A 22,651-nucleotide genomic window follows, 5' to 3' on the forward strand; every position below is an offset into this window, starting at 1 on the left:
AGAGTTGAACAGGAAAAATAACACATAATGTCTATTTCTGATAACCCCCGTGATCAAATAGGAGAGCTGCCAGCTGGCCGTCCTCTCCAGTCCGAGTTCGATAATGACCTCGACTACCCACGCCTTGGAAGCGTTACTTTCAGGCGCGGCACCCTGACTGAAAACCAGAACACCATGTGGGATGAAAAATGGCCTGAACTGGGCCGTGTCCTCGAAGATGAGCTCATTGACCTTGATTCCTGGTTTGGCCGCGCAGGCGCAAAAACCATTGTGGAAATCGGCTCCGGCACTGGCACCTCCACTGCTGCGATGGCACCTCTAGAGGCAGATACCAACATCGTCGCAGTTGAACTGTACAAGCCAGGCTTGGCAAAGCTCATGGGCTCCGTAGTCCGCAACGAAATCAACAATGTCCGCATGGTTCGCGGCGACGGCATTGAAGTACTCAACCGCATGATCAAAGATGAATCCCTTGATGGCATCCGCGTGTACTTCCCTGATCCTTGGCCAAAGGCTCGTCACAACAAGCGTCGCATCATCCAATCTGGCCCATTGAACCTTTTCGCTAAAAAGCTCAAGCCAGGCGGAGTGCTCCATGTTGCCACCGACCACGCTGATTACGCAGAATGGATCAATGAGCTTGTTCAAGTTGAGCCACTTCTGGAGTACAAGGGTTGGCCATGGGAAGAATGCCCACAGCTGACAGACCGCCAGGTGATCACCAAGTTCGAAGGCAAGGGCCTCGAAAAAGATCACGTAATCAATGAATACTTGTGGCAGAAGGTGCAAGGCTAATGTCTGATGTGCATGAAGTCATCCACAGTTACCACCCCACTGATAAAGAGGGGCCAGAAAGCATTCTTCTAGTGTGGGATGCTCCCAACCTAGATATGGGTTTGGGCGCCATCCTCGGCGGTCGACCAACTGCCGCCTATCGCCCTCGCTTTGATGCAATTGGCCGTTGGCTTCTTGCACGTGCAGGACGTCGTGCACACGAACTTGGCCGCCACATTGAGCCTGAAGCTACCGTGTTCGCCAACATCACCCCAGGTGGTTCTGATGTTGTGCGCCCATGGGTAGAAGCACTGAGAAATGTTGGTTTCGCAGTGTTCGCCAAGCCAAAAATTGGTGAGTCTTCCGATGTCGATCCTGACATGATTGACCACATCCGCAGGCGCTATGAAGAAGGCGTCCTGCGAGGTGTCATCGTTGCTAGTGCTGATGGGCAAAACTTCCGAGAAACCCTTGAGCAGCTAGTTGCAGAAGGCATTCCTGCCACTGTCATTGGCTTCCACGAGCATGCTTCATGGGCTGTTGCCCACAGCACGATTGAGTTCGTCGATCTGGAAGAAATCCCCGGAGTCTTCCGTGAGCCACTTCCTCGTGTCAGCCTGGATAATCTGCCAGATGGTGGCGCATGGCTGCAGCCATTCCGCCCTCTGACTGCTCTGTTGTCCAACCGCCACAATTCCCAGGAGTAATCCACCCGTGTTTTCTAAATGGGGCCATTTTGCATACACCTATAGGCGTATTGTTCCGTTAGTTGTCATCGCCGCCATTTTGGCGTTGTTTGTCGTTTTCGGCCCCAAATTGGGCGAGCGCATGAGCCAGGAAGGCTGGGATGACCCTGGCTCTTCCTCGACCGCTGCGGCAACCATTGAGATGGAAAACTTTGGGCGTGACAACGATGGCGATGTGATCATGTTGTTCACAGCACCTGAGGGAACTTCCTTTGATGATCCGGAAGTGTTTAGCAATATTTCCGGTTTCCTTGATGGAGTTCTGAACAGCAATCCTGATGAAGTTAGTCATATCAACAGCTACTTTGATACCAGGAATCAAAATCTTCTCAGTGCAGATCGCACCCAGACTTTCGCAGCTTTGGGGCTGAAAGGCGACGGTGAGCAAACGCTTAAAGATTTCCGCACCATTGAAGATCAGCTCACTCCCGAGAACCTTGCCAGCGGCATCACCGTTAAAGTTGGTGGAGCAACTGCGGTAGCCGATGCTCTTGATGAAGGTATGGCTGGTGACATTGCACGCGCAGAAGTCTTTGCGCTGCCATTCGTTGCGATCTTGTTGCTCATCGTCTTCGGCTCAGTTGTCGCTGCAGCAATGCCACTGATCGTGGGCATTTTGTCCATTCTGGGTTCTTTGGGCATCCTCGCTATTCTTGCTGGATTCTTCCAGGTCAACGTCTTTGCACAATCAGTTGTCACCTTGCTGGGTTTGGGTCTGGCCATTGACTATGGCCTGTTTATGGTCTCGCGTTTCCGTGAGGAAATGGACAAGGGCACACCGATCGAACAAGCTGTTGCTACTACCACTGCTACTGCAGGAAAAACCGTAGTGTTTTCTGCTGCCATGGTTGCAGTAGCGCTGTCCGGACTGTTTGTATTCCCACAGGCTTTCCTCAAATCAGTTGCCTTCGGTGCGATCTCTGCTGTTGCTTTAGCAGCGCTGATGTCAGTGACTGTTCTGCCTTCCCTGTTCGGATTATTGGGCAAGAATATTGATAAGTGGAGCCTGCGTCGCACAGCACGTACAGCTCGCCGTTTGGAAGACACCATTTGGTACCGAGTACCAGCGTGGGCAATGCGCCATTCAAAGGCTGTCACTGTCGGCGTTGTACTGCTGCTGCTTGCTCTCACAGTGCCACTGACCGGAGTGAAATTCGGCGGCATCAACGAGACTTATCTGCCACCAAATAATGACACGCGTGTCGCACAAGAAAGCTTCGACGACGCTTTCCCGTCCTTCCGCACCGAACCAATCAAGCTTGTAGTCACCGGGGCAACAAACAACGATCTGATCGATATCTACGTCCAAGCTAACGAGGTCGAAGGACTCACCGATCGCTTTACTGCCGGCGCCACCACCGAAGATGGCACCACGGTATTATCCGCAGGCATTCAAGATCGCTCCCTCAATGAGCAGGTCGTTGAACAGCTTCGTGCAATCTCCGTGCCAGAAGGCGTGGAGGTACACATTGGTGGCACTCCAGCCATGGAGATCGAATCCATCGAAGCACTCTTCGACAAGTTGCCGTGGATGGCTATCTACATTGTGTTGGCAACATTTATCCTCATGGCGTTGGTATTTGGTTCCGTGATTTTGCCAGCAAAGGCCATCATCATGACCATCTTGGGTATGGGAGCCACACTTGGCATCCTCACCTTGATGTTCGTTGATGGATTTGGTGCCAGCGCGTTGAACTTCTCCCCTGGCCCATTGATGAGCCCAGTCCTCGTGCTGATCATGGCTATTATTTACGGCCTGTCCACCGACTATGAAGTATTCCTAGTTTCTCGCATGGTGGAAGCCCGCGATAAGGGCGACTCAACAGATGACGCCATCAAATACGGCACTGCCCACACCGGTTCTATCATTACCGCTGCTGCGTTGATTATGATTGTGGTCTGTGGTGCCTTCGGTTTCTCTGAAATTGTGATGATGAAATACATCGCCTTCGGAATGATCGCAGCGTTGATCCTCGATGCAACCATCATCCGCATGCTGCTGGTTCCAGCAGTTATGCATCTGCTGCGCGAAGATAACTGGTGGGCACCTGGCTTTATCAAGAAGGCTTATTCAGTAATGGGCCATGGTTCTGAAGTTACTGAAGCACCTGCTGTTACTCCAGTTCCTGCTCATGCTGCAGCGTCTGTGCCAGCACCAACCACAACGCCTTCAGCTCATACTGCAGCACCTGCATTTGCTGCGGTTCCTGAAGCAGAAGAAGCTCCAAAGCCGACCACACGTCGCCTTAATGATGATGAGGAAGTTACCGTGCATGAAGCTGTCGTCGCAGGCGATACTATTGCTTCCCGCGGTGGCATGAGCACTCAGGAGAACCGGGATCTCGTGTCCTTTGTGGAGCTCAAGGCCCGCATTGAACAGCGCAAGCTTAAGGATCTCGACTAAATCCATGCGAGGATTTTTCAAAAACCCCTGGGTTCGCTGGACTTTGTCCCTAGCGATTCTAGGGGTGATCCTGTTTTTTCTGCGGGATCAACTGGAATTCCTCAAAATGGGCATCCAACAAATCCGCAATGTCAGCCCCGTCGGCATCGTGTTGACCATGTTGGCTCTCATCTTTTCTTTTGTCGCCATGGCGAAAGTCATGCAAATTATGCTCAGAGCTGGTGATACTCCAGCCATGCTCAAGGCCACCACTGCTTTGACATTCGCATCTAATTCCTGGTCTGCAACACTTCCTGGCGGACCTGCATTTTCGGCAATTTTGACCTACAAAGTGCAGCGCAGCTGGGGTGCAAGCACAATGCTGTGTTCTTGGTTTTTCTTGCTGTCCAGTGCGCTATCCACTGTTTGGCTCGTCGCACTCGGTGTAATCGCGGTGTTTTTTATGGGTGCTTCGCTTAATTTATGGTCCCTTATCGCTACTTTCGCCCTCATGGTTGGTCTGTCTGGAACGGTGTATTGGGCAGCCAATCACCCTGATGTCTTGAACGGCTGGGTGCGCAAGCTGGCTAAAAACCGGGAGGGGGGAATCGTCGAAAAGCTGCTTGAAAATATTGAGCAACTCCGCTCAGTCACCCTCAGCGGGCCGCAATTCGCGGCCAGCGCGGCGTGGTCCTTGGGCAATAGGCTTTTCGACGCTTTCTCCCTCTGGTTATGCATCTGGGCCGTGACGGGCACCGCCCCACTTTTGGAAGCCACACCCAACAACACCACCATCGCAGGTGTGTTGTTGGCGTATACAACCGCAAAAATCGCAGGCTCACTCCAAGCCACACCAGGTGGCATTGGCCCCATCGAAGCCGCCTATATCGCAGCTTTAGTAGCCACCGGCATGACTGCAGTCGAGGCCTCCGGAGCGGTCATTATTTACCGATTGTGCTCATTTATCATCATGGCGATTGTCGGATGGGTCATCTATTTTATCTACTTCACCCCCAAGGGCCTCAAGGCCAATGAATCCTTGGATGAAGAACACGATACGATTAAGTCAGACTCTAACCGTTAAGTCCGCAATCGAAAGGCCAGATACGTGAACCGCTGGATGTCCTTGCTGTGTGATTCCATCGCCATCGGCCTCTTCGCACTTTTTGCCCGCATTGCGCACCAAAGCGCAGATATGCCTTTAACTGTGCAGGGCTGGTTTTTCACATGGCTGCCATTCCTCGCTGGTGTGTTCATCGCCTACTTGGTTGTTATTCTTCCGGCAAAGCTTCCCAGTGAACGTATCCGACCAGCAGGTCTCATCGTGTGGGCGCTAGCTGTAGTTGTTGGCCTTATTATTTGGGGTTTCAACAACGGCGAGGTTCCGCATTGGTCCTTCATGATTGTTGCGACCACTGCTTCTGCTATTTTGCTGTTGGGCTGGCGTGCACTGGTCAAAGTAACCATGCGTTAGCGCACTAACCAAACCACAGTGCCCACGGAGCTCGAAATAGCGCTCCGTGGGCACTCTCATTTGGTTATCCGGCTTCAAAACCGGTCACAGGTGCCCACGGATCAGGTTTTCAGCTGCCGTGGGCACTGTCATTTGGTTTGGTTAAAAACCTCACTCAAAGCCCGAAAAAAGTACCCTTCAAGAATCGCTCCTAAGCGATCTCCAGCACTGCACCTATAATAAACACTCATTCTGAAAATCTGAGGCCTTAAACAACCATATACAAAAGAGTGCCACCAGAACTTAAATCAGCTCTAGTGGCACTTAGTTATCCTTAAGCTTTAGTAGCTTAAAAGGCCCTGCAGGTAAGGAAGAATCACACCGAAAATTTCAACGCCTAGCAAAATTGAAATGACAGTTTCCATTGTTGTCTCCTCTAATAAATGATTGAACGGCTATTACATTGGCATAATGGTGTGCTTCTTGCCCAGGTCTTTCACTGACTTTGTTTCCAGCTGGCGGACTGCACGGCGAAGCACCAAACGGGTTTCTGCAGGCTCAATCATGGCATCGATATAACCACGTTCCGCAGCAACATAAGGGCTGGTCATGTTTTCATCATAGAAATCCATGAACAACTTCTTCATGTATTCACGCTGCTCTGGTGGAGCTGCTTCGAGCTGCTTGCCTTGGATCATGACAACTGCAGCAGCTGCACCCATCACGGCGATCTGTGCAGTTGGCCATGCGAAGTTGAGGTCACCGGTGAGGTTCTTAGAACCCATCACTGCATATGCTCCGCCGTAGGCCTTGCGCACGATCAGGGAAATCTTCGGAACTGTTGATTCAACCACAGCAAAGGCAAGCTTTGCACCGCGGTGGATCAAGCCAGCCTTTTCTTGGTCTACTCCTGGGAGGTAGCCCGGGGTATCCACGATGAAGATGATTGGAATATTGTAAGCATCGCAGATACGGATGAAGCGAGCACCCTTGTCTGCGGCATCGGCATCGATGCAGCCTGCTTTGTCCATTGGCTGGTTGGCCACCACGCCTACTGATTTACCATCGACGCGAGCGAAAGTGGTGATGAGGTTTGGTGCGAACTCAGCTTGGATTTCCAGGAGGTTGGCATCATCGAAAAGTTTGGACAGCAGATCAAGCATGTCGTAGCCCTGGTTGGTGTCATCCGGCATGAAGGAGTTCAGCGCTTCATCATAAGCGATCTCTTCATCAGTCGGTGCAGCGAACACTGGAGCTGGATCATTGCAGGTCAATGGTAAGAAATCGAGCAGATCCTTGACCATGTTCAAGGCCTCTTCTTCGGAAGAAGCCAAGTAGGAGATGTTGCCGTTTTGCATCTGCTGTGCGCCGCCACCGAGATCAGCAGAAGTAATCTGCTCGCCGGTAACTTCCTTAATCACGGCAGGTCCGGTGACATACATTTCAGTTTCACCATCAACGCCAATGACAAAGTCAGTGGTCACAGGAGCGTACACGGCGCCGCCTGCAGATTTACCAAGCATGATGGAAATCTGTGGGCTGCGGCCAGATAGCGGCAGCTGACGGCGCGCAATCTCCGAGTACATTGCCAAAGAAGTCACGGCGTCTTGGATGCGAGCTCCGCCAGAATCCTGAATACCGATGACTGGGCAACCAATACGGATCGCCATGTCCATGACTTCACTGACTTTACGGCCGAAAGTCTGGCCCACGGAACCGCCATAGACAGACTTATCGTGAGCATAGATGGCAACCGGACGGCCTTCGATACGTCCGTAACCAGTCACCACACCGTCAGAATAAGGTGCATCAGGTTCATCAGGGGTGCGACCCAAAGCGCCGATTTCCACGAAGGTTCCGGCATCAAGCAGCGCGTCGATACGCTGGCGAGGAGTGGTTCTACCTTCCTCGTCGCGTTTCTTACGTGAGCGCTCACTACCTGGATCTTTCGCAATTTCCAGGCGTGCGCGCAGGTCCGCAAGCTTCTCTGCAGTAGTGGTGTTACTCAACTTCCGTCAGCTCTCCGTTACTAATTCTTCCGAGAAATCTCATCAATGCGGCGGCTCAAGTGAGCGCCAACTGTGCCAATTTCTGGTTCATCGACAACTGCCAGGTGATCGCCATTCAGTTGAACAACTTCCAAATTGTTGACAATTCCAGACCATCCACCATCTGGATCAATCTTGGCATAGTTTGGTTCAAGTTCGATAGCTCCATCATGCATGCGCTCTGCGCGGAACAAAATAACAGGAGATTCGACGTTGGCCCAATCAGCAAAATTAAGTTTAGCCAGGATACGGTTGTCTACAAAAGAGGCACGTTGGTGTTCCAGCACGCCAGCGGACAATCCATGCTCAGAGGCATCGGTGTTGGCCAGGAAATCAGTCATCATGGACAGCATTCCGTCTTCACCAATGGTATCGAGGATTTCAAAAGGAACCTCGAAATCAAGACCATAGGTCTTCTTGGCGAAATCTGCGTAGCGGGTCCAACGAGCGCGGGTTTCCTCTGCAGTATCAGGAGCTGGCTCAGATGGCTGCACGGTATCAAGAAGAGCCACAGTGGCAACCTCTACTTCAGAGCCAACCAACTGGTGTGCAACTTCGAAAGCAACTGCGCCGCCGAAGCTCCAACCGCCCAACACAACTGGGAATCCATCGGAGTACTGCTTGATGTCATCAACATACGCTGCAGCACGGTCCGCCAGATCGCCTTCGAGGCGCTCGACACCGAATACAGGAACATCCTGTGGAAGTCGGCGCATCAGTGGCTGGTACACCACGGAGGATCCACCTGCTGGGTGGAACATGAACACAGCTGGCTTGGTGGAGCCTGCTTCACGTGCACGCAGCACACGAATGTTGCCCTGCACTTCAGTTTCCAGACCTTCACGCACCATGTCAGATAGTGGCTCTAGGGTCTCTGCTGCCAGCACCTGTTCCGTGCTGATTGCAATGCCAGAGCGCCCAGTCAAGCGCTCCGCAATAGCAGTTGCGGTATCGACATCGATTTTTGGCAGCTTGCTGGTGATGCCAGCAGCGGCAGCACCGGTCAAGCCTGCCCAAGTACCAAAGACCATGCGCTCGGATGCATCGCGTGGAGCAATGCCAACGCCCTGAGCTTCTACGACTTGTTCCGAAGAAGCCTGCTCAGAAGCAGCCTGCGCAGCAGGAGCCTTATCCGAAGAAACCGCAGCTTCCACTGCCGCCTCGACTGGCTGCTGTGGGGTGGCGTCGATAAGCGTCTCAGTGGAACGTTCTGCAACGAGATCCTGCACCAGGATCACAACATCAGCAACGGATGCATCGCGGAGTGCTTGCACCTGAAGTGGTGGGATCTGGAAATCATTCTCGATGCGGTTTTTGATACGCATACCCATGAGGGAGTCGAGGCCGAGATCGATCAGTGGGAGTTCGCGTGGCAGGTCATCCACGTCGTAGCCCATTGCTTCAGAGACGATGGCACGCATGCGCTCTTCCACAGTTTCCACGGCAGGATCCCAGCGGACTGCTTCCACATCAAGTGGCAGGTCGGAACGAGGATCTGGCTGATCGCCGAAATCTTGGGAGCCATAACCTGGTCCCTCGAATGCAGGGGTGGCAGCGAAACCTGGGTTGGCTGCGAAACCTTCAGCAACAAGAATGCTGGTGGTTCCGATGATCTTGTAGACGGACAAGCTCAAACCGCCCAAGCTGCGCGTAACGATCGTGGTGATCTCACCGCTTGGTGGCAACATATCGCGTTCATCAACAGCATCAACAGATGCACCTGGGGTGACAGCCATGGCGGCTGCTTCCATGATCGCAACGGCAGATGGAGCCAATTCTGCTGCGGTGCTAAATGCCACAGTGTTATTTGGCAGGTTCACGCGGAAGCCTGGCAGATCCAAGGATGCGCCAGAAGATGGACGTGCGGAAGTCCAGAAACGCTGATGCTTCCAGGTGATGTGTGGCGGATCGATGGTTTCGCCCTCGCCATACAGCTTGGAGAAATCAACTGTTTCGCCGTTCACGTACAGCTTGGCCATGAGATCGCGAAGAGATTCCGCTTCAGAGACCTTGCGCTTGAGGCTAAACAGCAACTGCGCATCTGGCTTGCCCACGGTAAACGCCGTGTTCATCATGCCCATCAGTGCGACAGGGTTCGGGGAGATTTCCACCAAGGTGTTGTGGCCCGCTGCGAAAGCAGCTTCGGTGGAGTCCTGGAAGAACACAGACTGGCGGGTGCAGCGCAGCATATAGTCAGCATCATGCACGACAGAGCCAACTGGGTAGGTAACGCCCTTGTCCACAGAGCTGAACAGTGGGATCTGCAGTGGCTGTGGCTCGATACCTGCGATTTCTCCGGCGAGTTCACCGAGCAGTGGTTCCACGGCTGAGGTGTGGCCAGCGCCCTTGACGTTAAGCAGGCGGGCGAATTTCTCTTCTGCTTCCAGCTTTTCGACGAACTGCACCACAGCATCGCGTGGTCCGCCGACGGTGGTCATGCCTGGGCCTGCATAAACAGCAGGCTCAATGCCCTGGTACTCAGGGTTTTCTGCAATGAACTTGTCCAGATCAGCTGCAGCGAACTCCACCACTGCCATCGCACCCAGTTGATCTTCTGGCAGGGACTTTTCGCCCTCGCCCATCAAACGAGAACGGTGGCTGGCGATCAGCATGGTGTCCCGGTCGCTGAGACCACCTGCTGCGTAGGCAGCTGCAATTTCGCCCATGGACATGCCCATGACAGCAGCTGGCTTCACGCCGAAGCTGGCCAAAAGATCAGTGAGAGCAATCTGGATGGCGGTGATTGCTACCTGAGCGGTCTCGGTGTCATAGGTCTGCTCATCGTCCAAAACCAGATCCATGATGGACCAGCCGGACTCAAACTTGACCATTTCATCGAGTTCTTCAATGCGCTCACGGAATTGTGGCGAGATGGAGCACAGCTCCTTGATCATGAGGCGGTGCTGGGAGCCAAATCCAGAGTAGACGAAGACAGGACCGAGTGCGGCTGGGGAATCAGCTGCGGAAATACCGATGCTGACCTTGCCTTCTGCCACTTGGCGAAGGCGCTTGACAGCTTCTTCGATGGTGTTTGCGAGCACCACGGCGCGGGAGCGACCATGGTTGCGGCCTGCGAGCGCGCGGGCCACTGGGGTCAGATCCGCATCTTTGCGGCCTTCCAAGAAGTCAGCCAAATCGGCAGCTGCTTGTCGACGCCTGGATGGCAGGTGTCCGGAGATAGGCAGGACAACCTGCTGGTCTGGAAGCTGCGCAGCCTGTGGCGCACGAGTGTCATAATCATCCGCGTTGAACTCAGAAACCACCACGTGTGCATTGGTTCCGCCGAAGCCGAAACCGGAGACACCAGCGACCGGGCGACCATTGTATTCTGGCCATTCGCGTGGATCTTCCACAACTTCCAAACGCTCTGCATCGAAATCGATATAGCGGTTTGGTCCCGCGAAGTTCACGGTTGGTGGAAGGGTCTTGTTTTTGATAGACAGCAGCACCTTGATGATGCCGGCAATACCTGCAGCAGATTCGGTGTGACCGAAGTTGGTCTTTGCAGAACCTAACAGAGTTGGCGTTGCTTCATCTCGGCCATAACCAAGAACAGCACCCAATGCGGTTGCTTCGATTGGATCACCCAGGATGGTGCCGGTGCCGTGGGCCTCGACATAATCCACAGTGGTCGGATCAACCTGTGCATCTGCATAAGCGCGCTGCAACACATCGATCTGTGCTTCAGGGTTTGGTGCAGTCAGGCCATTGGAGTGTCCATCAGAGTTCACTGCGGAACCCTTGATTACGCCAAGGATATTGTCGCCGTCACGGACAGCATCATCAACGCGCTTCAGCACAATGACGCCAGCTCCATCGGAACGCACAAAGCCGTCTGCATCATCAGAGAACGCGTGGATCTTGCCGGTTGGGCTGATCACGCCGAGTTCAGCGAACGCGGTGGTCACAAATGGGGACGCCAAAATATTGACACCACCGGCGATAGCATGATCGGCTTCACCGTTGCGCAAAGCGCGCACAGCCTGGTGTACTGCGACAAGAGAAGAAGAACATGCAGTATCGACGTTGACGGAAGGTCCGCGGAAATCGAAAGCATAGTTGATGCGGTTAGCCACGATCGCGCTGGAGGTACCAGTTAGGGCATAAGGGTGAGCTTCTGCTGGATCAGCGGCGATCATCATGCCGTAATCGCTGTTTGAAGAACCAATAAAAACGCCTACGGATTCACCACGCAAAGCACTTGGTGCGATACGAGCGTATTCCAAAGCTTCCCAGGTCAGCTCCAGCAAAATACGCTGCTGCGGATCCATGTTGGCAGCCTCAAGTGGAGACAAGCCGAAGAATTCTGCGTCAAAGCTCGCGATATCTGAAAGGTAGCCACCGATGGTAGAAAACTCTTCCATCTTGCGTGACATAATTTCATCGCCTGAGTACTCAGACCAACGACCGATTGGAAGATCGGAGATGCCGTCCCTGCCTTCAACAAGCAGTTTCCACATCTCATCCAGGTTTTCGGCACCTGGGAATCGAGCTGCCATACCGACAACGGCAATATCGTGGGTTCCAGGTGCATCGCTAAGCGCAGTGAAGTTCACGTTGCGTTGCACTGGTGCACGGCGTGGCTCGCCATCGATGAGGCGCTGCGCCAAACCACGAATCGTAGGGTATTCGTATGCAATGGTGGCATCCAGAGTGATATCTAGAAGGTTTTCTAGTTCACCTGAGAGCACAACCACATCGCGGGAGGAGAGGCCAAAGGTCTCCATGGCCTTGTCGTCCGTCACTTCTTCTACAGGAAGACCAGTGGTGCGGACAACCCAATCACGGAGCCAGGTGCGAACCTGTTCAACGGTCATTTTCTGATCCGACGATTGGCTCTGTTCCATATTTAGGCCTCAGCCTTTCAGCTCGATTAATTCTTCAACTTAAACTCTTAAACTATTTTCCCTAACTCACAAGTGTTTACACTGCAAGAAATAGAAAAATAGACATCCAGACGTCTATCGCCGCTTGGCTTAAGAATGTTTCATCCCCAGCCCAGAGGCTATATTTATCCGGCTATTAGGCACACCTTTTGTGCTTATAGTTAAGTGCACTAGCTTACAAGGCAAAAGCCCCTGATGGAATTCATCAAGGGCTTAAGCTGACACATGTTTAACTTATTGCGCTAATTCTTGAATGTAATTGCGCTGGTTCACACGTCGTGCAATCTTTCCGGAAGAAGATCGTGCGATCTCATCTGGTGCCAAAATGCGAATTTCTTCTGGTACAACACCATGAGCAGTTCCCACTGCGCTGCGGATTGTTTCCACAGCAGCAGCATCGTCTGCTACATCAGCAGTACTATCGCGCTCTGCCAAAATGATGAGCTTTTCAATATCATCACCAGGAATAGCAAATGCAGCTACGGAATCCGCACGGATATGCGCCGATGCATCCTGCACGGTGTATTCAATGTCCTGTGGGTAGTGGTTACGTCCAGCGACAACGATGAGATCCTTCAGACGGCCGGTGATGTAGAGCTCGTTGTCCACGATTACCCCGAGGTCACCGGTAGCCATCCAGTAGTTATCATCAGCAGCACCTTCGGCGCGGGAGTTCTCTTCCAAACGGTTCTTCAAGCGGTTACGGAAGGTCTCAGCGGTATCTTCTTCACGGTCGAGGTAACCAGCAGCGGTGTTTTCACCGTGTGTCCAGATCTCACCGATCTGGCCATCAGCAAGCTCTGATCCACTTTCAGCATCCACAATAACCATCTGCTGAGGGGTGACAACCTGGCCGTTGGACACAAATGCCACAGCGCTCTCAGCACCCTTTTCTACAAACGAGACGCGGTTTTCAGCCAAAGCTTCGCGGTCGAAGTAGGAGATCAAAGGACGGTTCTCAGTCTGAGGGGTAGAAACCAGAAGGGATGCTTCTGCCAGACCATAAGAAGGACGCAAGGTCTGAACCGGCAACCCGTATGGCTCGAAAGCTTCACGGAATGTGGTCAGTGCCTTTTCAGTAACAGGCTCGGAACCAATGATGATGGCATCCAGTGCAGAAAGATCCAGAGTCTCTTCTTCTGTTGGCTTTGCGTAACGTGCAGCAAGCTCAAGTGCGAAGTTAGGGACAACGGTATAAACATTGACGTCTTCTTCACGGCGGTTCAGCTGCTTAATCCAACGGGAAGGCTGCTGTACGAAATCACGTGGGTTCATGAACTCATTGTCCAAGCCCAGCATGGTGACAAAGGCAGCCAAGATGATGCCCATATCGTGGTGCAGTGGCAACCAAGAAACCAGACGCATCGGAGTCTTGAGCTGTGCGCCGCTGAAGATCTGAAGCACATTGGTGAGGATGGAACGGTTGGTCAGCACCACACCGGCTGGGGTTCGGGTGGAACCGGAGGTGTACTGAAGGAAAGCAGTCAGATCGATCGGTGCAGACTGACGCAGGGCAGCTAGACGCCTACCAGCCTCAGACAGCATCGGGTTCTCATAAGAATCCGCAAGGGAATCCGGCAAAGAATCTACAGAGAGAATACGTGGGCGCTGCGCAGCAGGAAGGCTAGAGAAGTGCTTGCGCACAGCGCCTGCGGACTTCGCGTTGGTAAGCACAACAACTGGCTCGCTGTCTGCGAAAACAGCGTTGAGGTGGTCTGCGTGGCCTGGCTCATTTGGATCGTACAGTGGCACAGGAACCATGCCAGCGTAGATGGCGCCGAGGAAGCTGAAGATGTACTCCGGGCTGTTGTTAGCCAAAATAGCAGCGCGATCACCGATGGTGGCTACCTGTTGCAAGCGACCAGCGACAGACTTAATTCGAGTATCAATCTCATTGCGGGTGTACTGAATCAGCTTGCCTTCACGGTCTTCTGAGTAATCCCAGAAGTGCATGCGTGGCTCATCTCCACCACCTTCTGCAATGTCAGCCTGGTACATAAACTCACCCATGGCCGCCAAGGTGAGGAATGGAGGAAGGTTAATCTCTCCATTTTCATCAAAGAATGAACCAATCGCCTTATCTAAATCCATGTGAACCCCTCTTTTTTCGTTAATGACTACCCTGCCCATCGCCGAAGATGAACATTTTATTACTTTTGCAAACTAACACTACTTGAGCATCTAGCTCTTACTCCAACAAAACCTTAAGGGGCATCGCCGTTTAGGCGAGCCCCTCGGGCTGAATATCCGCCCTTTAAACCGCAACCTGAAAAGTTCAGGTTGCGGGAGGGAGACGTCGAAAAGCGAAAAAAGATTAGCCGTTGTCGATGAGATCGATCGCCCAGTCCACAATCCACGCATTGGTGGTTGTACCTGGGAAAACATCTGGGTTGGTGGCATATTGCGCATGCACACCATTGGCAGAAACCATAGCCAATGCACGGTCTAGAGCATTGCCCACATTCACCGGCGCATCACAGATGGCATCATTGGGCGCGCAAATATCTTGCACGCGATCATTAAGCTCACCAAAACCACCGACACGTCCGCCACGCATGGTTGCGCCTGGAACAATCGGCTGGACCAGCAAATTCAGCGGCTGCAGTGCAACTTCAGCACCAATGCCATCGACAAAGGTGCCCGGATACTGGCCCACACCAGGTTCCCGGCGGCCGTCTGCAACCAGGGCGACACCCCTGATGCGATCAGCCGGAATCGCTCCCTGACCTGAGCCAATCTGCGCAGCCAAATCACCGGCGATCACAGCACCCTGGGAAAAACCAACGATAATGAACTCCGTAGCAGGGCACTCATTGTGCATGCTCACAAGCTCATTAGTCATCTTCGAGATGCCCTCATTGCGCGAATCATCATAGGACATTTCATGCTGCGCATTGATATTGCGGAACTGTGCGGTATACGGCAATGTCCACACCTTGACATCATCGGCGGGGTAACGCTCCTGCAGTGGCTGCGTGATCGACAACATGAACGACCACGGATTCGCGGTCGGATTGATCGGATCATCATTGGCTGCTGATTCCCAGGTACCCGGCGCGGATAAGAACTCCACGGCTGGGCACCAATCAGGCTGCGCAGGCGGCTCCGTAGTTCCAGTTGGCTCGCCAGGCTTGCCAATGAAATCGGAATCATCTGATGTGTTCACATACTGCACAACGCCCACGCCAATTAAGACAAGGACGATCAATACAGCAATAACGGTGATGGTTTTCCTCATCGGTTAACAATACGTCCGATCCGCGGATTCCTTTAGCAGCGTCGAAATCTCTGCAGCCTGTTCTTCCTTCACAGTTGTGCGCCCTTGCACGATGAGCTGGCCTGCAACCGCATCGACGGTGACGTTTTGGTCCTTGTTTTCCGAAGCGCAATAGTTCTGCGCCGTCGCAATCAGTTGGTCCTCCACGCCTGCGATGTCAATCTTTTGCTCCCGCACCGCATCTAGGAACGCTTGCGCTTCCGCGCTGCGTTCCACATTTGCCTCAGGTAGGCCGTCGATTTCCTCGGCCGCCCCGTCCCGGGCTGTGCTGCCATTGCTTTGCGACGCATGACTGCTGCGTTCGGAAGACCTTGCGGTACTAGTTGACTCTGTAGTTTTTACCTCAGAGGGAACAGTTGTGCGTTCAGTGCTATCACCTTCAACGGTGACACCTCCGCACGCGGCAAGGCTAAAACACAGCAGTCCGGAAGCAAGAGCTGCATAGATGCGCTTCACTATTAGCGAGACTCCTCAATACGGCCATTGACCTGACGGATGGTGCCGTGCTGGAAATCAATGGTCTGTCCGCCAGCCCTGATCGCAGACTGGTCTGATGTTGGGTAGCCGTACTCGCCCTGTTCCCAGCCCTTTGCGCCCCACGCGTTGAAGATATCGCCGTGCAGGATCAAATGAGCTCCGGTGGAACCGGACCAGTAGATGTTGCCCTTTTCAAATTCCTGGAATGCACCACCATTGATGAGCTTTTCATTGCCAGTTGGGAAGCCAAGCTGAGCGAAGACGCCGTCTTCTGCCAACTTCTTGGAGATCTCACCACGAACCCAGTAGGACTTCTGATCAGAGGTACGGAAGACGTAGCCGCCCTGGAACTGCTGACGCAATCCACCGTTGTATTCAACCGCTGCACCGGTTGGGTAACCGAGGCTGCCGTTTTCGAAGTTCTGGGTGCCCCACGCTGCGATCATATCGCCTGGGATCTCCCAAGGGCCGGTGGTAGCAGTCCAGTAGATGGAGCCGTTCTCGAAGGTGACAAAGCGTCCCTTGCCGTCTGCGGTCTTCATCTCCTTGGAGGTTGGATAACCCAACCAGGAGTCAGGTCCGCCCAGCTCAGAGTAACGAGCGTTGATGCGACCAACCAGGCCATGAGCACCAGTGTTAGCGGACCAGTATGCGCGACCATTAGCAAAGTCCTGAGCCTTACCACCGGTAACATCGTATTCGTTAGTCAGGCAATTACCCATTGCGCCATCAGCAACGGCAGCAGCAATCGCACCGATTGGAGCACACTCAGTGCCACGATCTTCGGTGCTCATGCCCAAGGAATTCGCAATATGAGGGAATGCCTGGGTCATTTCAAACTGCCAATACTCCCATGAGTGCACACCAGATGGGCGGAAGCTGGACACAACATCCACGCCTGCCTGGTTTGCAGAGTTCACGAAAGTCTGGGAGGTCATGCGGGAAATAACTTCCAGGCCAACACCTGCAGCATTCGCAGGTCCGATGGCAAGGGAACCCTCCTTACCGAAATCATCTGCGCCGTTACCAGCAGAGACATAGACAGTCTTGCCCTTGAGCTTGCCGACATTGCCCTTCGGATCATTTTCGTGCCAACGCTCAGAACCAGCAGGTCCCCACATGGAGTTCACGTTGTATCCACCCGCATCTGCCAAAGCTGCAGAAATAGCGATTGGCATACCAGTTGAAGTGGTATCCAAGTAGCCGGAGAAGGAGCCCACAAACTTAAACATCTCTGGGTAGTGAGTTGCGATATTAACCGCAGCAGTACCGCCCATGGAGATACCAGTGATGGCACGATCCGTGTTAGAGCGGAAGCCCTTGTCCAGGATTGGTGCGAGTTCCTTAGTTAGGAAGCTCTCCCACTTGTAGTTCTTACCGTTATCTGGCTCGTTCCAATCAGAGTAGAAGGAGCTTTCGCCACCAACCGGCAAAACAACGATGGCGTTCTTGTCTGCATAGTACTGCTCAATGTTGGTCTCAATGGTCCAACCGCTCTGCTGTTCAATAGCACGCAGACCATCAAGTGCCCAGATCTCAGGGAATTCACGGTTTGGAGCGGAGTACCAATCACGAGGAAGCAGCAGCTGCACCTTGATTGGCTTTTCTGGCATCGCTGCAGACTGGATGGTCAAGATGACATGCTTGGAAGTTGCCCACTCAGCGCTGATCACGCGCACGCCCTCAGGCAGTCCGCTGATCTCTGGGTAGGTGACCTCTCCTGCAGGGAGCTCTTCAACGCGAGGCTTCAGGTAGTCAGTGAGTCCATCGGTGATGCCACCAATGATGGCATCCGAAGACATGTTGCTGGACTGTGCCATTGCCACGGGTGCAGCAAGGGACATGCTCAATGCAATTGCTGTTGGAACGGCGCCAGCTGCAATCCAGAGGGAACGGCGCCTGGACTTAGCCCTGGCCTTGGTGGAACGAGATGCGGTGTCGCGCATGAAGTTTTCCTTCTCATTTTGATTTTTTCAGATATTACGCAAAGCCCACCATGCATCAAGTCCGTTCCGAAAGTTCCCCGCTTCCGGCCCTGACAAACGCAACCTGGGCTATGCCTTGAGAGTCTTCAGTTCTTTACAGTCTGTCGCGATCTTAGACCAGAAAGTTACACAAGTGGGCATGTAATTCTTCTGATGCAGGTGACAACTCCAGAATGCCCTCAATCTTAAGTACAACTTTAGGGTTTTTTCAATGCCACACCGGGACTACTGGGGGTTATTTGGGGTCATTGAGGGGGCTAGTGGCGATATCTGCCCAGATTGGCGCATATTGGCGCGTTAAATCTGGAAAAACATCCTGAATTTAACTAACTACTAAAATCTGGGCGACTAAAAACCGGCGCTCAGCTTTAGGGTGTTTCGGAAAATATTGAGGTGATGCGGGCGCTCGGTTTCGAGCCAGGGTTCTGCCGGTTTGAGCTATGAGATTAAGACAATAGGCCACCTGCAAGACCCCTGTAACAGATGCTCATTTACCTGTCATGCGCTGGTCAATTATTGTGCAATCTCCAAAAATTAATGAGATGAAATGTGGCCTATTACCCCCATTTTGCCCCTATTGGTATCCCCATTAAAGTCTTTAGATAGCACTTACATATCCGTTCGAACCGTTAGGAAAACACTTAATGGATATCCTCCATCTCTTATGGGTGGTCCTCGGCATTGGCCTCATGTTGTTGTTAAACATCAAGTGGAAAATCAATGCCATGCTGGCCCTTCTGCTAGCAGCACTGCTCATTGGTGTCCTTGAAGGCTTCCCACTCATGGACCTGCTAGACACCATCCAAACAGGTTTCGGATCTACGCTCGGTTCACTAGCCATCATTGTTGTCTTCGGCGCAGTGATCGGAAAGCTCCTTGTGGATTCCGGCGCAGCTGCACAAATCGCAGACACCTTGATCAGAAAAATGGGCGTCGGCAAAGTAAAAATTGCCATGGTCATTGCAGGTACCGTCTTCGGTCTTGCCATGTTCTACGAAGTTGCCTTCATCATCTTGGCACCACTGATCATTGCTGTTGCAGTGGAAGCCAAGGTTCCGTTCATGAAGATTGCCATCCCGGCAGTCGCAGCAACCACCACCGCGCACTCACTCTTCCCACCTCAACCAGGCCCAGTGGCATTGGTTGATTCTTATGGTGCCGACATCGGAATGGTCTACATCCTCGGTATCATCGTTGCGATCCCAACCATCGCTGTTACCGGCTGGCTGCTTCCACGCTTCCTCGGAAACCTCGATTACCCAGTGCCAAAACTGCTGCGCACCGAAGATCCAGTTCCTGAAGAAGAGCGCCCTTCCTTCGCTATCTCCATGTTCGTTCCTTTGATTCCTGCAATCCTCATGATTGCCGCAACCATCTTGAACATCTGGCTGACTGAAGGCAGCCTGGCGTACTCAATCGTGAACTTCCTCGGATCTTCCGTGGTATCTGTCTCTGTTGCAATGCTTGCCGCTTTCTACTTCTTTGCTATCCGCCCTAAGCGCGGAATCGACTGGGCAATGGAAAACTTCGAAGGTGCCATCAAATCTATCGCCATGGTGGTCCTCATTATTGGTGCTGGTGGAGCACTCAAGCAGGTCATCATTGACACCGGCATTGGTGATTACATCGGCAGCCTCATGAGCGCTACATCCCTATCTCCATACCTCATGGCATGGCTTATTACTGTGCTGATTCGCTTGGCTACCGGCCAGGGTGTTGTTTCTGCGATTACAGCTGCCGGCATCATCTCTGGTGCGCTCATGGATCCATCCGGAGTACTTGTGGGCGTCAACCCAGCACTCCTTGTCCTTGCTACCGCTGCGGGTTCCAACACCCTCACCCACGTCAATGACGCTTCCTTCTGGCTGTTCAAGGGCTACTTTGATCTTTCTGTCAAGGACACCCTCAAGACATGGGGCCTCCTTCAGCTCTGTAACTCTCTAGTTGGCCTCGCCGTCATCATGCTGCTCAGCATCTTCATCGGCTAGTTTTAGGCTATTTGCCAAACCTTTTCAAGGCACCCTCTAGTTCTCTGTGGATAACTGCGTGACTTACGCAGTGAATCTGTGGATAACCCAGGGGGTGCCTTGTGTTATTTCCAGAACCGCGATTATCTGGAATTCAGACAACCGAGGGGAGACACGCTATGCAGGAGATTCACTCCATCATGGATGAGCTCATCGCTGACCCCTCCGCCGCTGCCTTCAAAAAGACACTCCCCTTCGCCCAACTCTTAGAACAACTGCTCAACAAAAAAGCACTTTTCGACGCCGCCCTCGCCAAATCCGCCGAGCGCGCAGATGCCGGACGCATCATCGGCAAAACATCCGCCCTCGACGCACTGGCAAAATTACTAGATATCTCAAAATCCGAAGCCTATAAACGCGTTCAACGAGGCGAAGAGCATTACGGAAATCCCAGCCCAGAGCTTTCTGAAGAAGAACTAGAAAAAGAAACTCCTGCGCAGAAAGAAGCCCGAGAAACACGAGAACAACAAGACAAAGTTGAGCAAGCTGAAGCCAATCGCATTGCCCACAATCATGTGATCTCAGCTGAAAAACAAGACGCCATCCGCTATGAACTAGAAAAACTCAATGACAACACCTCGCTGTCCAAAGCGACCCTACGCAAACTCGCCATGAAGGAAGCCACCACAAGATCTGTGGAAGATCTCAGGAATTGGACACGCAACAAAGTAATCCGCATCAATCCAAGCGCCAAGGATCCCCTAGCAGCTGTGAAGAAACGTTCTTTAAGCATCGGACGCCAAGACCACGATGGCGGTGCTCGCGCTTCCCTCTATCTCGATGGCAAAGGCCTAGCTTTACTGAAATCACTCATGGCCAAAGCCAAACCAGGACATTTACTGAACGATCCAGACAAAGAAGATATAAGAACCAAACAACAGCGCCAATACGATGCGTTCGCCGAAATTCTCCACCGCGCCCATGCAGATCTTCTTCCCGGGCGCGCAGGAGTGGGAACGATCCTAGTGTCGCTCTCGGCAAAAGACATCGCAAACATCGAAGCTTCTGTCCCTGATCACCGCTACCCCACCAATACCGGAATAAAACTGACTCCCACAGAAATTCTCCGGTTGGGCTCAGCAAAATATGACTTTGGTGCAGTCCTAGATGCTGATTCTGGGCGCCCGCTCCACTTAGCCCGCACCCAACGCACCGCATCCCTCTACCAACGTCTTGCACTCTTCGCCTCTGAGCTTGTGTGCACACGCGAGGGCTGCGACTCCCCTTTTTCAGAAAACGAAATACACCACATTAGATCCTGGTTAGAAGGCGGGCCAACGGATATAGAAAATATCACCAATATCTGTTTCCACGATCATGGCAGTAACAATGATCAACGAGACGGAAAAGACAATATGGGATATATGGACATTGATCCGGTGACTGGGAGAGTGGGCTACCAGCCTGGTGATAGGCGAAAACCCATGCGCTTTAATAATTCTGCTGCCGCAGCAGAATCAGGAGGAGCCCAGGCCCGAGTCTAACTCCCAGAACTAGTCCTGCCATAAATAAAAGCCCGCTGCTTTGTGAGCAGCGGGCTTAAATATGTGGTTTTACCAAGCGTTCATAACGTTAAGAACACGATCCTTGGTCTTATGCAGCTGAGAGTTGAACTGGCCCCAACCGTGAATACCATAAGCAGGATAATCCACAGCTGGATTCAGGCCCTGGAGACGAGCCTTCATTTCCCAAGTTCTGGTGGACGTCATTGCTACGAATTCCAGTACAGAACCAGTCATGCGGTGGTCAATGCGAACACCATCGTCTTGTGGGCTCCACAGGCCGGAAGCTGCAGAGACATAGACGTCAGAGTTAGCCAAGCCACCCATGTTCCAGAATGGATCATTTTCGAAACGGCGTGGATTAATAATCGATCCGTACATGGCGTTCACATTGAAACCACCAGTGTCCAGCATGGCTAGACGCAGCATTGTCTGCATACCTGGCGCCGTGGTGTTCAAGTAGCCGGACCAAGACATAGCCTGGCGGAACTGGCCTGGGTGCTTTGCGCCGAGGTTCAACGCAGCGGTGCCGCCCATGGACAGACCAGCAACGGAGTTGTTATTACGAGCAACACCGAAATGGTGCTCTAGGTAGGCAGGGAGTTCCTGAGTCAGGAAAGTCTCCCACATGTAGGTAACAGGATTCGAGGAGGACAGTGATGCCTGTGAATTCCAGTCCGCGTAGAAAGAACCTGCTCCACCAACTGGCATCACCAAAGTGATGTTGTGTGGTGCGTAGAGCGCAGCCGCGTTAGTATCGACGAGCCATGCGCTTGAATGATCAGTCGCACGCATGCCATCAAGCAAGTACAAAGCGGCGTTGCCACCACGCTGCGCAGGCTGAATCTGCACAGGAATGTTGCGGCCCATTGCTGCAGACCACACATCACAGCGCTGAACCCAGTACCCAGCGCCATCCCAGTCACATGCTCCGGAGTTGTCCGGGCGCAGCCAATCGCGGTTAGCGGCTTCGGCGGTGCCTGTGCCAACAACCATGAGGGCTGCCGCGGTGGCAAGTGCCACTACAAGGGCGACGAGTTTACGGCTTACCTCGCCAGCTCGTGTAAATACGGACATAATTCTCCTCCGGCAA

Annotated in this window: 13 protein-coding genes and 1 pseudogene; 7 read left to right on the forward strand and 7 right to left on the reverse strand. The window is 52.9% G+C overall.

The features are described 5' to 3' along the window. The first annotated feature begins 27 nt into the window (after positions 1–27). The 5 genes and pseudogenes from trmB to ccrud_RS13060 all read left to right on the forward strand — a co-directional run bounded on the left by trmB (position 28) and on the right by ccrud_RS13060 (position 5,377). Complete coding sequence (gene trmB, locus ccrud_RS13040; RefSeq protein WP_066568689.1) at positions 28–795, forward strand: tRNA (guanosine(46)-N7)-methyltransferase TrmB; 768 nt, start codon at positions 28–30, stop codon at positions 793–795. Continuing rightward, positions 795–1,481, forward strand: a complete 687-nt coding sequence (locus ccrud_RS13045; protein WP_066568692.1) for an NYN domain-containing protein — start codon at positions 795–797, stop codon at positions 1,479–1,481. The genes trmB and ccrud_RS13045 overlap by 1 nt, the downstream gene beginning before the upstream one ends. Before the next feature lie 7 nt (positions 1,482–1,488). Next, positions 1,489–3,924: an MMPL family transporter gene (locus tag ccrud_RS13050; RefSeq protein WP_066568694.1), complete on the forward strand. Its 2,436-nt coding sequence runs from the start codon at positions 1,489–1,491 to the stop codon at positions 3,922–3,924. A gap of 4 nt (positions 3,925–3,928) precedes the next feature. Further along, a pseudogene (locus ccrud_RS13055) lies at positions 3,929–5,015 on the forward strand (lysylphosphatidylglycerol synthase transmembrane domain-containing protein). After that, positions 5,012–5,377 (forward strand): DUF3054 domain-containing protein, encoded by a 366-nt coding sequence (locus ccrud_RS13060; RefSeq protein ID WP_066568699.1) that lies wholly within the window; start codon positions 5,012–5,014, stop codon positions 5,375–5,377. The pseudogene ccrud_RS13055 and the gene ccrud_RS13060 overlap by 4 nt, the downstream one beginning before the upstream one ends. A gap of 437 nt (positions 5,378–5,814) precedes the next feature. On the opposite strand, the gene ccrud_RS13065 is transcribed toward ccrud_RS13060, so the two are convergent. The 6 genes from ccrud_RS13065 to ccrud_RS13090 form a co-directional block, all read right to left on the reverse strand. Beyond that, positions 5,815–7,365: an acyl-CoA carboxylase subunit beta gene (locus ccrud_RS13065; RefSeq protein ID WP_066568701.1), complete on the reverse strand. Its 1,551-nt coding sequence runs from the start codon at positions 7,363–7,365 to the stop codon at positions 5,815–5,817. A 20-nt stretch (positions 7,366–7,385) separates the two neighbouring features. Continuing rightward, a complete protein-coding gene (gene pks13, locus ccrud_RS13070) occupies positions 7,386–12,251 on the reverse strand; it encodes a polyketide synthase Pks13 (protein WP_066568703.1) in 4,866 nt (1,621 codons plus the stop codon). A 273-nt stretch (positions 12,252–12,524) separates the two neighbouring features. After that, positions 12,525–14,381, reverse strand: coding sequence for a FadD32-like long-chain-fatty-acid--AMP ligase (locus tag ccrud_RS13075; RefSeq protein WP_066568704.1), 1,857 nt, complete (start codon positions 14,379–14,381; stop codon positions 12,525–12,527). A 223-nt stretch (positions 14,382–14,604) separates the two neighbouring features. Further along, positions 14,605–15,528: a cutinase family protein gene (locus ccrud_RS13080; RefSeq protein WP_066568705.1), complete on the reverse strand. Its 924-nt coding sequence runs from the start codon at positions 15,526–15,528 to the stop codon at positions 14,605–14,607. A 3-nt stretch (positions 15,529–15,531) separates the two neighbouring features. Continuing rightward, a complete protein-coding gene (locus tag ccrud_RS13085; RefSeq protein WP_066568706.1) occupies positions 15,532–16,023 on the reverse strand; it encodes a hypothetical protein in 492 nt (163 codons plus the stop codon). A 2-nt stretch (positions 16,024–16,025) separates the two neighbouring features. After that, positions 16,026–17,990: an alpha/beta hydrolase-fold protein gene (locus ccrud_RS13090; RefSeq protein WP_066568711.1), complete on the reverse strand. Its 1,965-nt coding sequence runs from the start codon at positions 17,988–17,990 to the stop codon at positions 16,026–16,028. 683 nt (positions 17,991–18,673) lie between these two features. On the opposite strand from ccrud_RS13090, the gene gntP reads away from it, so the two are divergent. Together gntP and ccrud_RS13100 are read left to right on the forward strand one after the other, a co-directional pair. Beyond that, the gene (gene gntP, locus ccrud_RS13095; RefSeq protein ID WP_066568713.1) at positions 18,674–20,017 is read left to right on the forward strand and encodes a gluconate permease GntP; all 1,344 of its coding nucleotides are present in this window, start codon (positions 18,674–18,676) and stop codon (positions 20,015–20,017) included. A 158-nt stretch (positions 20,018–20,175) separates the two neighbouring features. Next, positions 20,176–21,540 (forward strand): HNH endonuclease, encoded by a 1,365-nt coding sequence (locus ccrud_RS13100; protein ID WP_066568715.1) that lies wholly within the window; start codon positions 20,176–20,178, stop codon positions 21,538–21,540. A 69-nt stretch (positions 21,541–21,609) separates the two neighbouring features. Here the strand turns inward: ccrud_RS13100 and ccrud_RS13105 are convergent, their stop codons facing one another. Next, entirely contained in the window at positions 21,610–22,635 is a 1,026-nt protein-coding gene (locus ccrud_RS13105; RefSeq protein ID WP_066568722.1) for an alpha/beta hydrolase, read from the reverse strand. Between the last annotated feature and the right edge of the window lie 16 nt (positions 22,636–22,651).

It is taken from the genome of Corynebacterium crudilactis, assembly GCF_001643015.1.
Classification (GTDB): Bacteria; Actinomycetota; Actinomycetes; order Mycobacteriales; family Mycobacteriaceae; genus Corynebacterium; species Corynebacterium crudilactis.

What these genes read in the sequence shown, in the direction of transcription:
- trmB (WP_066568689.1), top strand. Translation starts at nt 28, where the DNA reads ATGTCTATTTCTGATAACCCCCGTGATCAAATAGGAGAGCTGCCAGCT.
- gntP (WP_066568713.1), top strand. Translation starts at nt 18,674, where the DNA reads ATGGATATCCTCCATCTCTTATGGGTGGTCCTCGGCATTGGCCTCATG.
- ccrud_RS13105 (WP_066568722.1), bottom strand. Translation starts at nt 22,635, where the DNA reads ATGTCCGTATTTACACGAGCTGGCGAGGTAAGCCGTAAACTCGTCGCC.
- ccrud_RS13075 (WP_066568704.1), bottom strand. Translation starts at nt 14,381, where the DNA reads ATGGATTTAGATAAGGCGATTGGTTCATTCTTTGATGAAAATGGAGAG.
- pks13 (WP_066568703.1), bottom strand. Translation starts at nt 12,251, where the DNA reads ATGGAACAGAGCCAATCGTCGGATCAGAAAATGACCGTTGAACAGGTT.
- ccrud_RS13045 (WP_066568692.1), top strand. Translation starts at nt 795, where the DNA reads ATGTCTGATGTGCATGAAGTCATCCACAGTTACCACCCCACTGATAAA.
- ccrud_RS13100 (WP_066568715.1), top strand. Translation starts at nt 20,176, where the DNA reads ATGCAGGAGATTCACTCCATCATGGATGAGCTCATCGCTGACCCCTCC.
- ccrud_RS13080 (WP_066568705.1), bottom strand. Translation starts at nt 15,528, where the DNA reads ATGAGGAAAACCATCACCGTTATTGCTGTATTGATCGTCCTTGTCTTA.
- ccrud_RS13090 (WP_066568711.1), bottom strand. Translation starts at nt 17,990, where the DNA reads ATGCGCGACACCGCATCTCGTTCCACCAAGGCCAGGGCTAAGTCCAGG.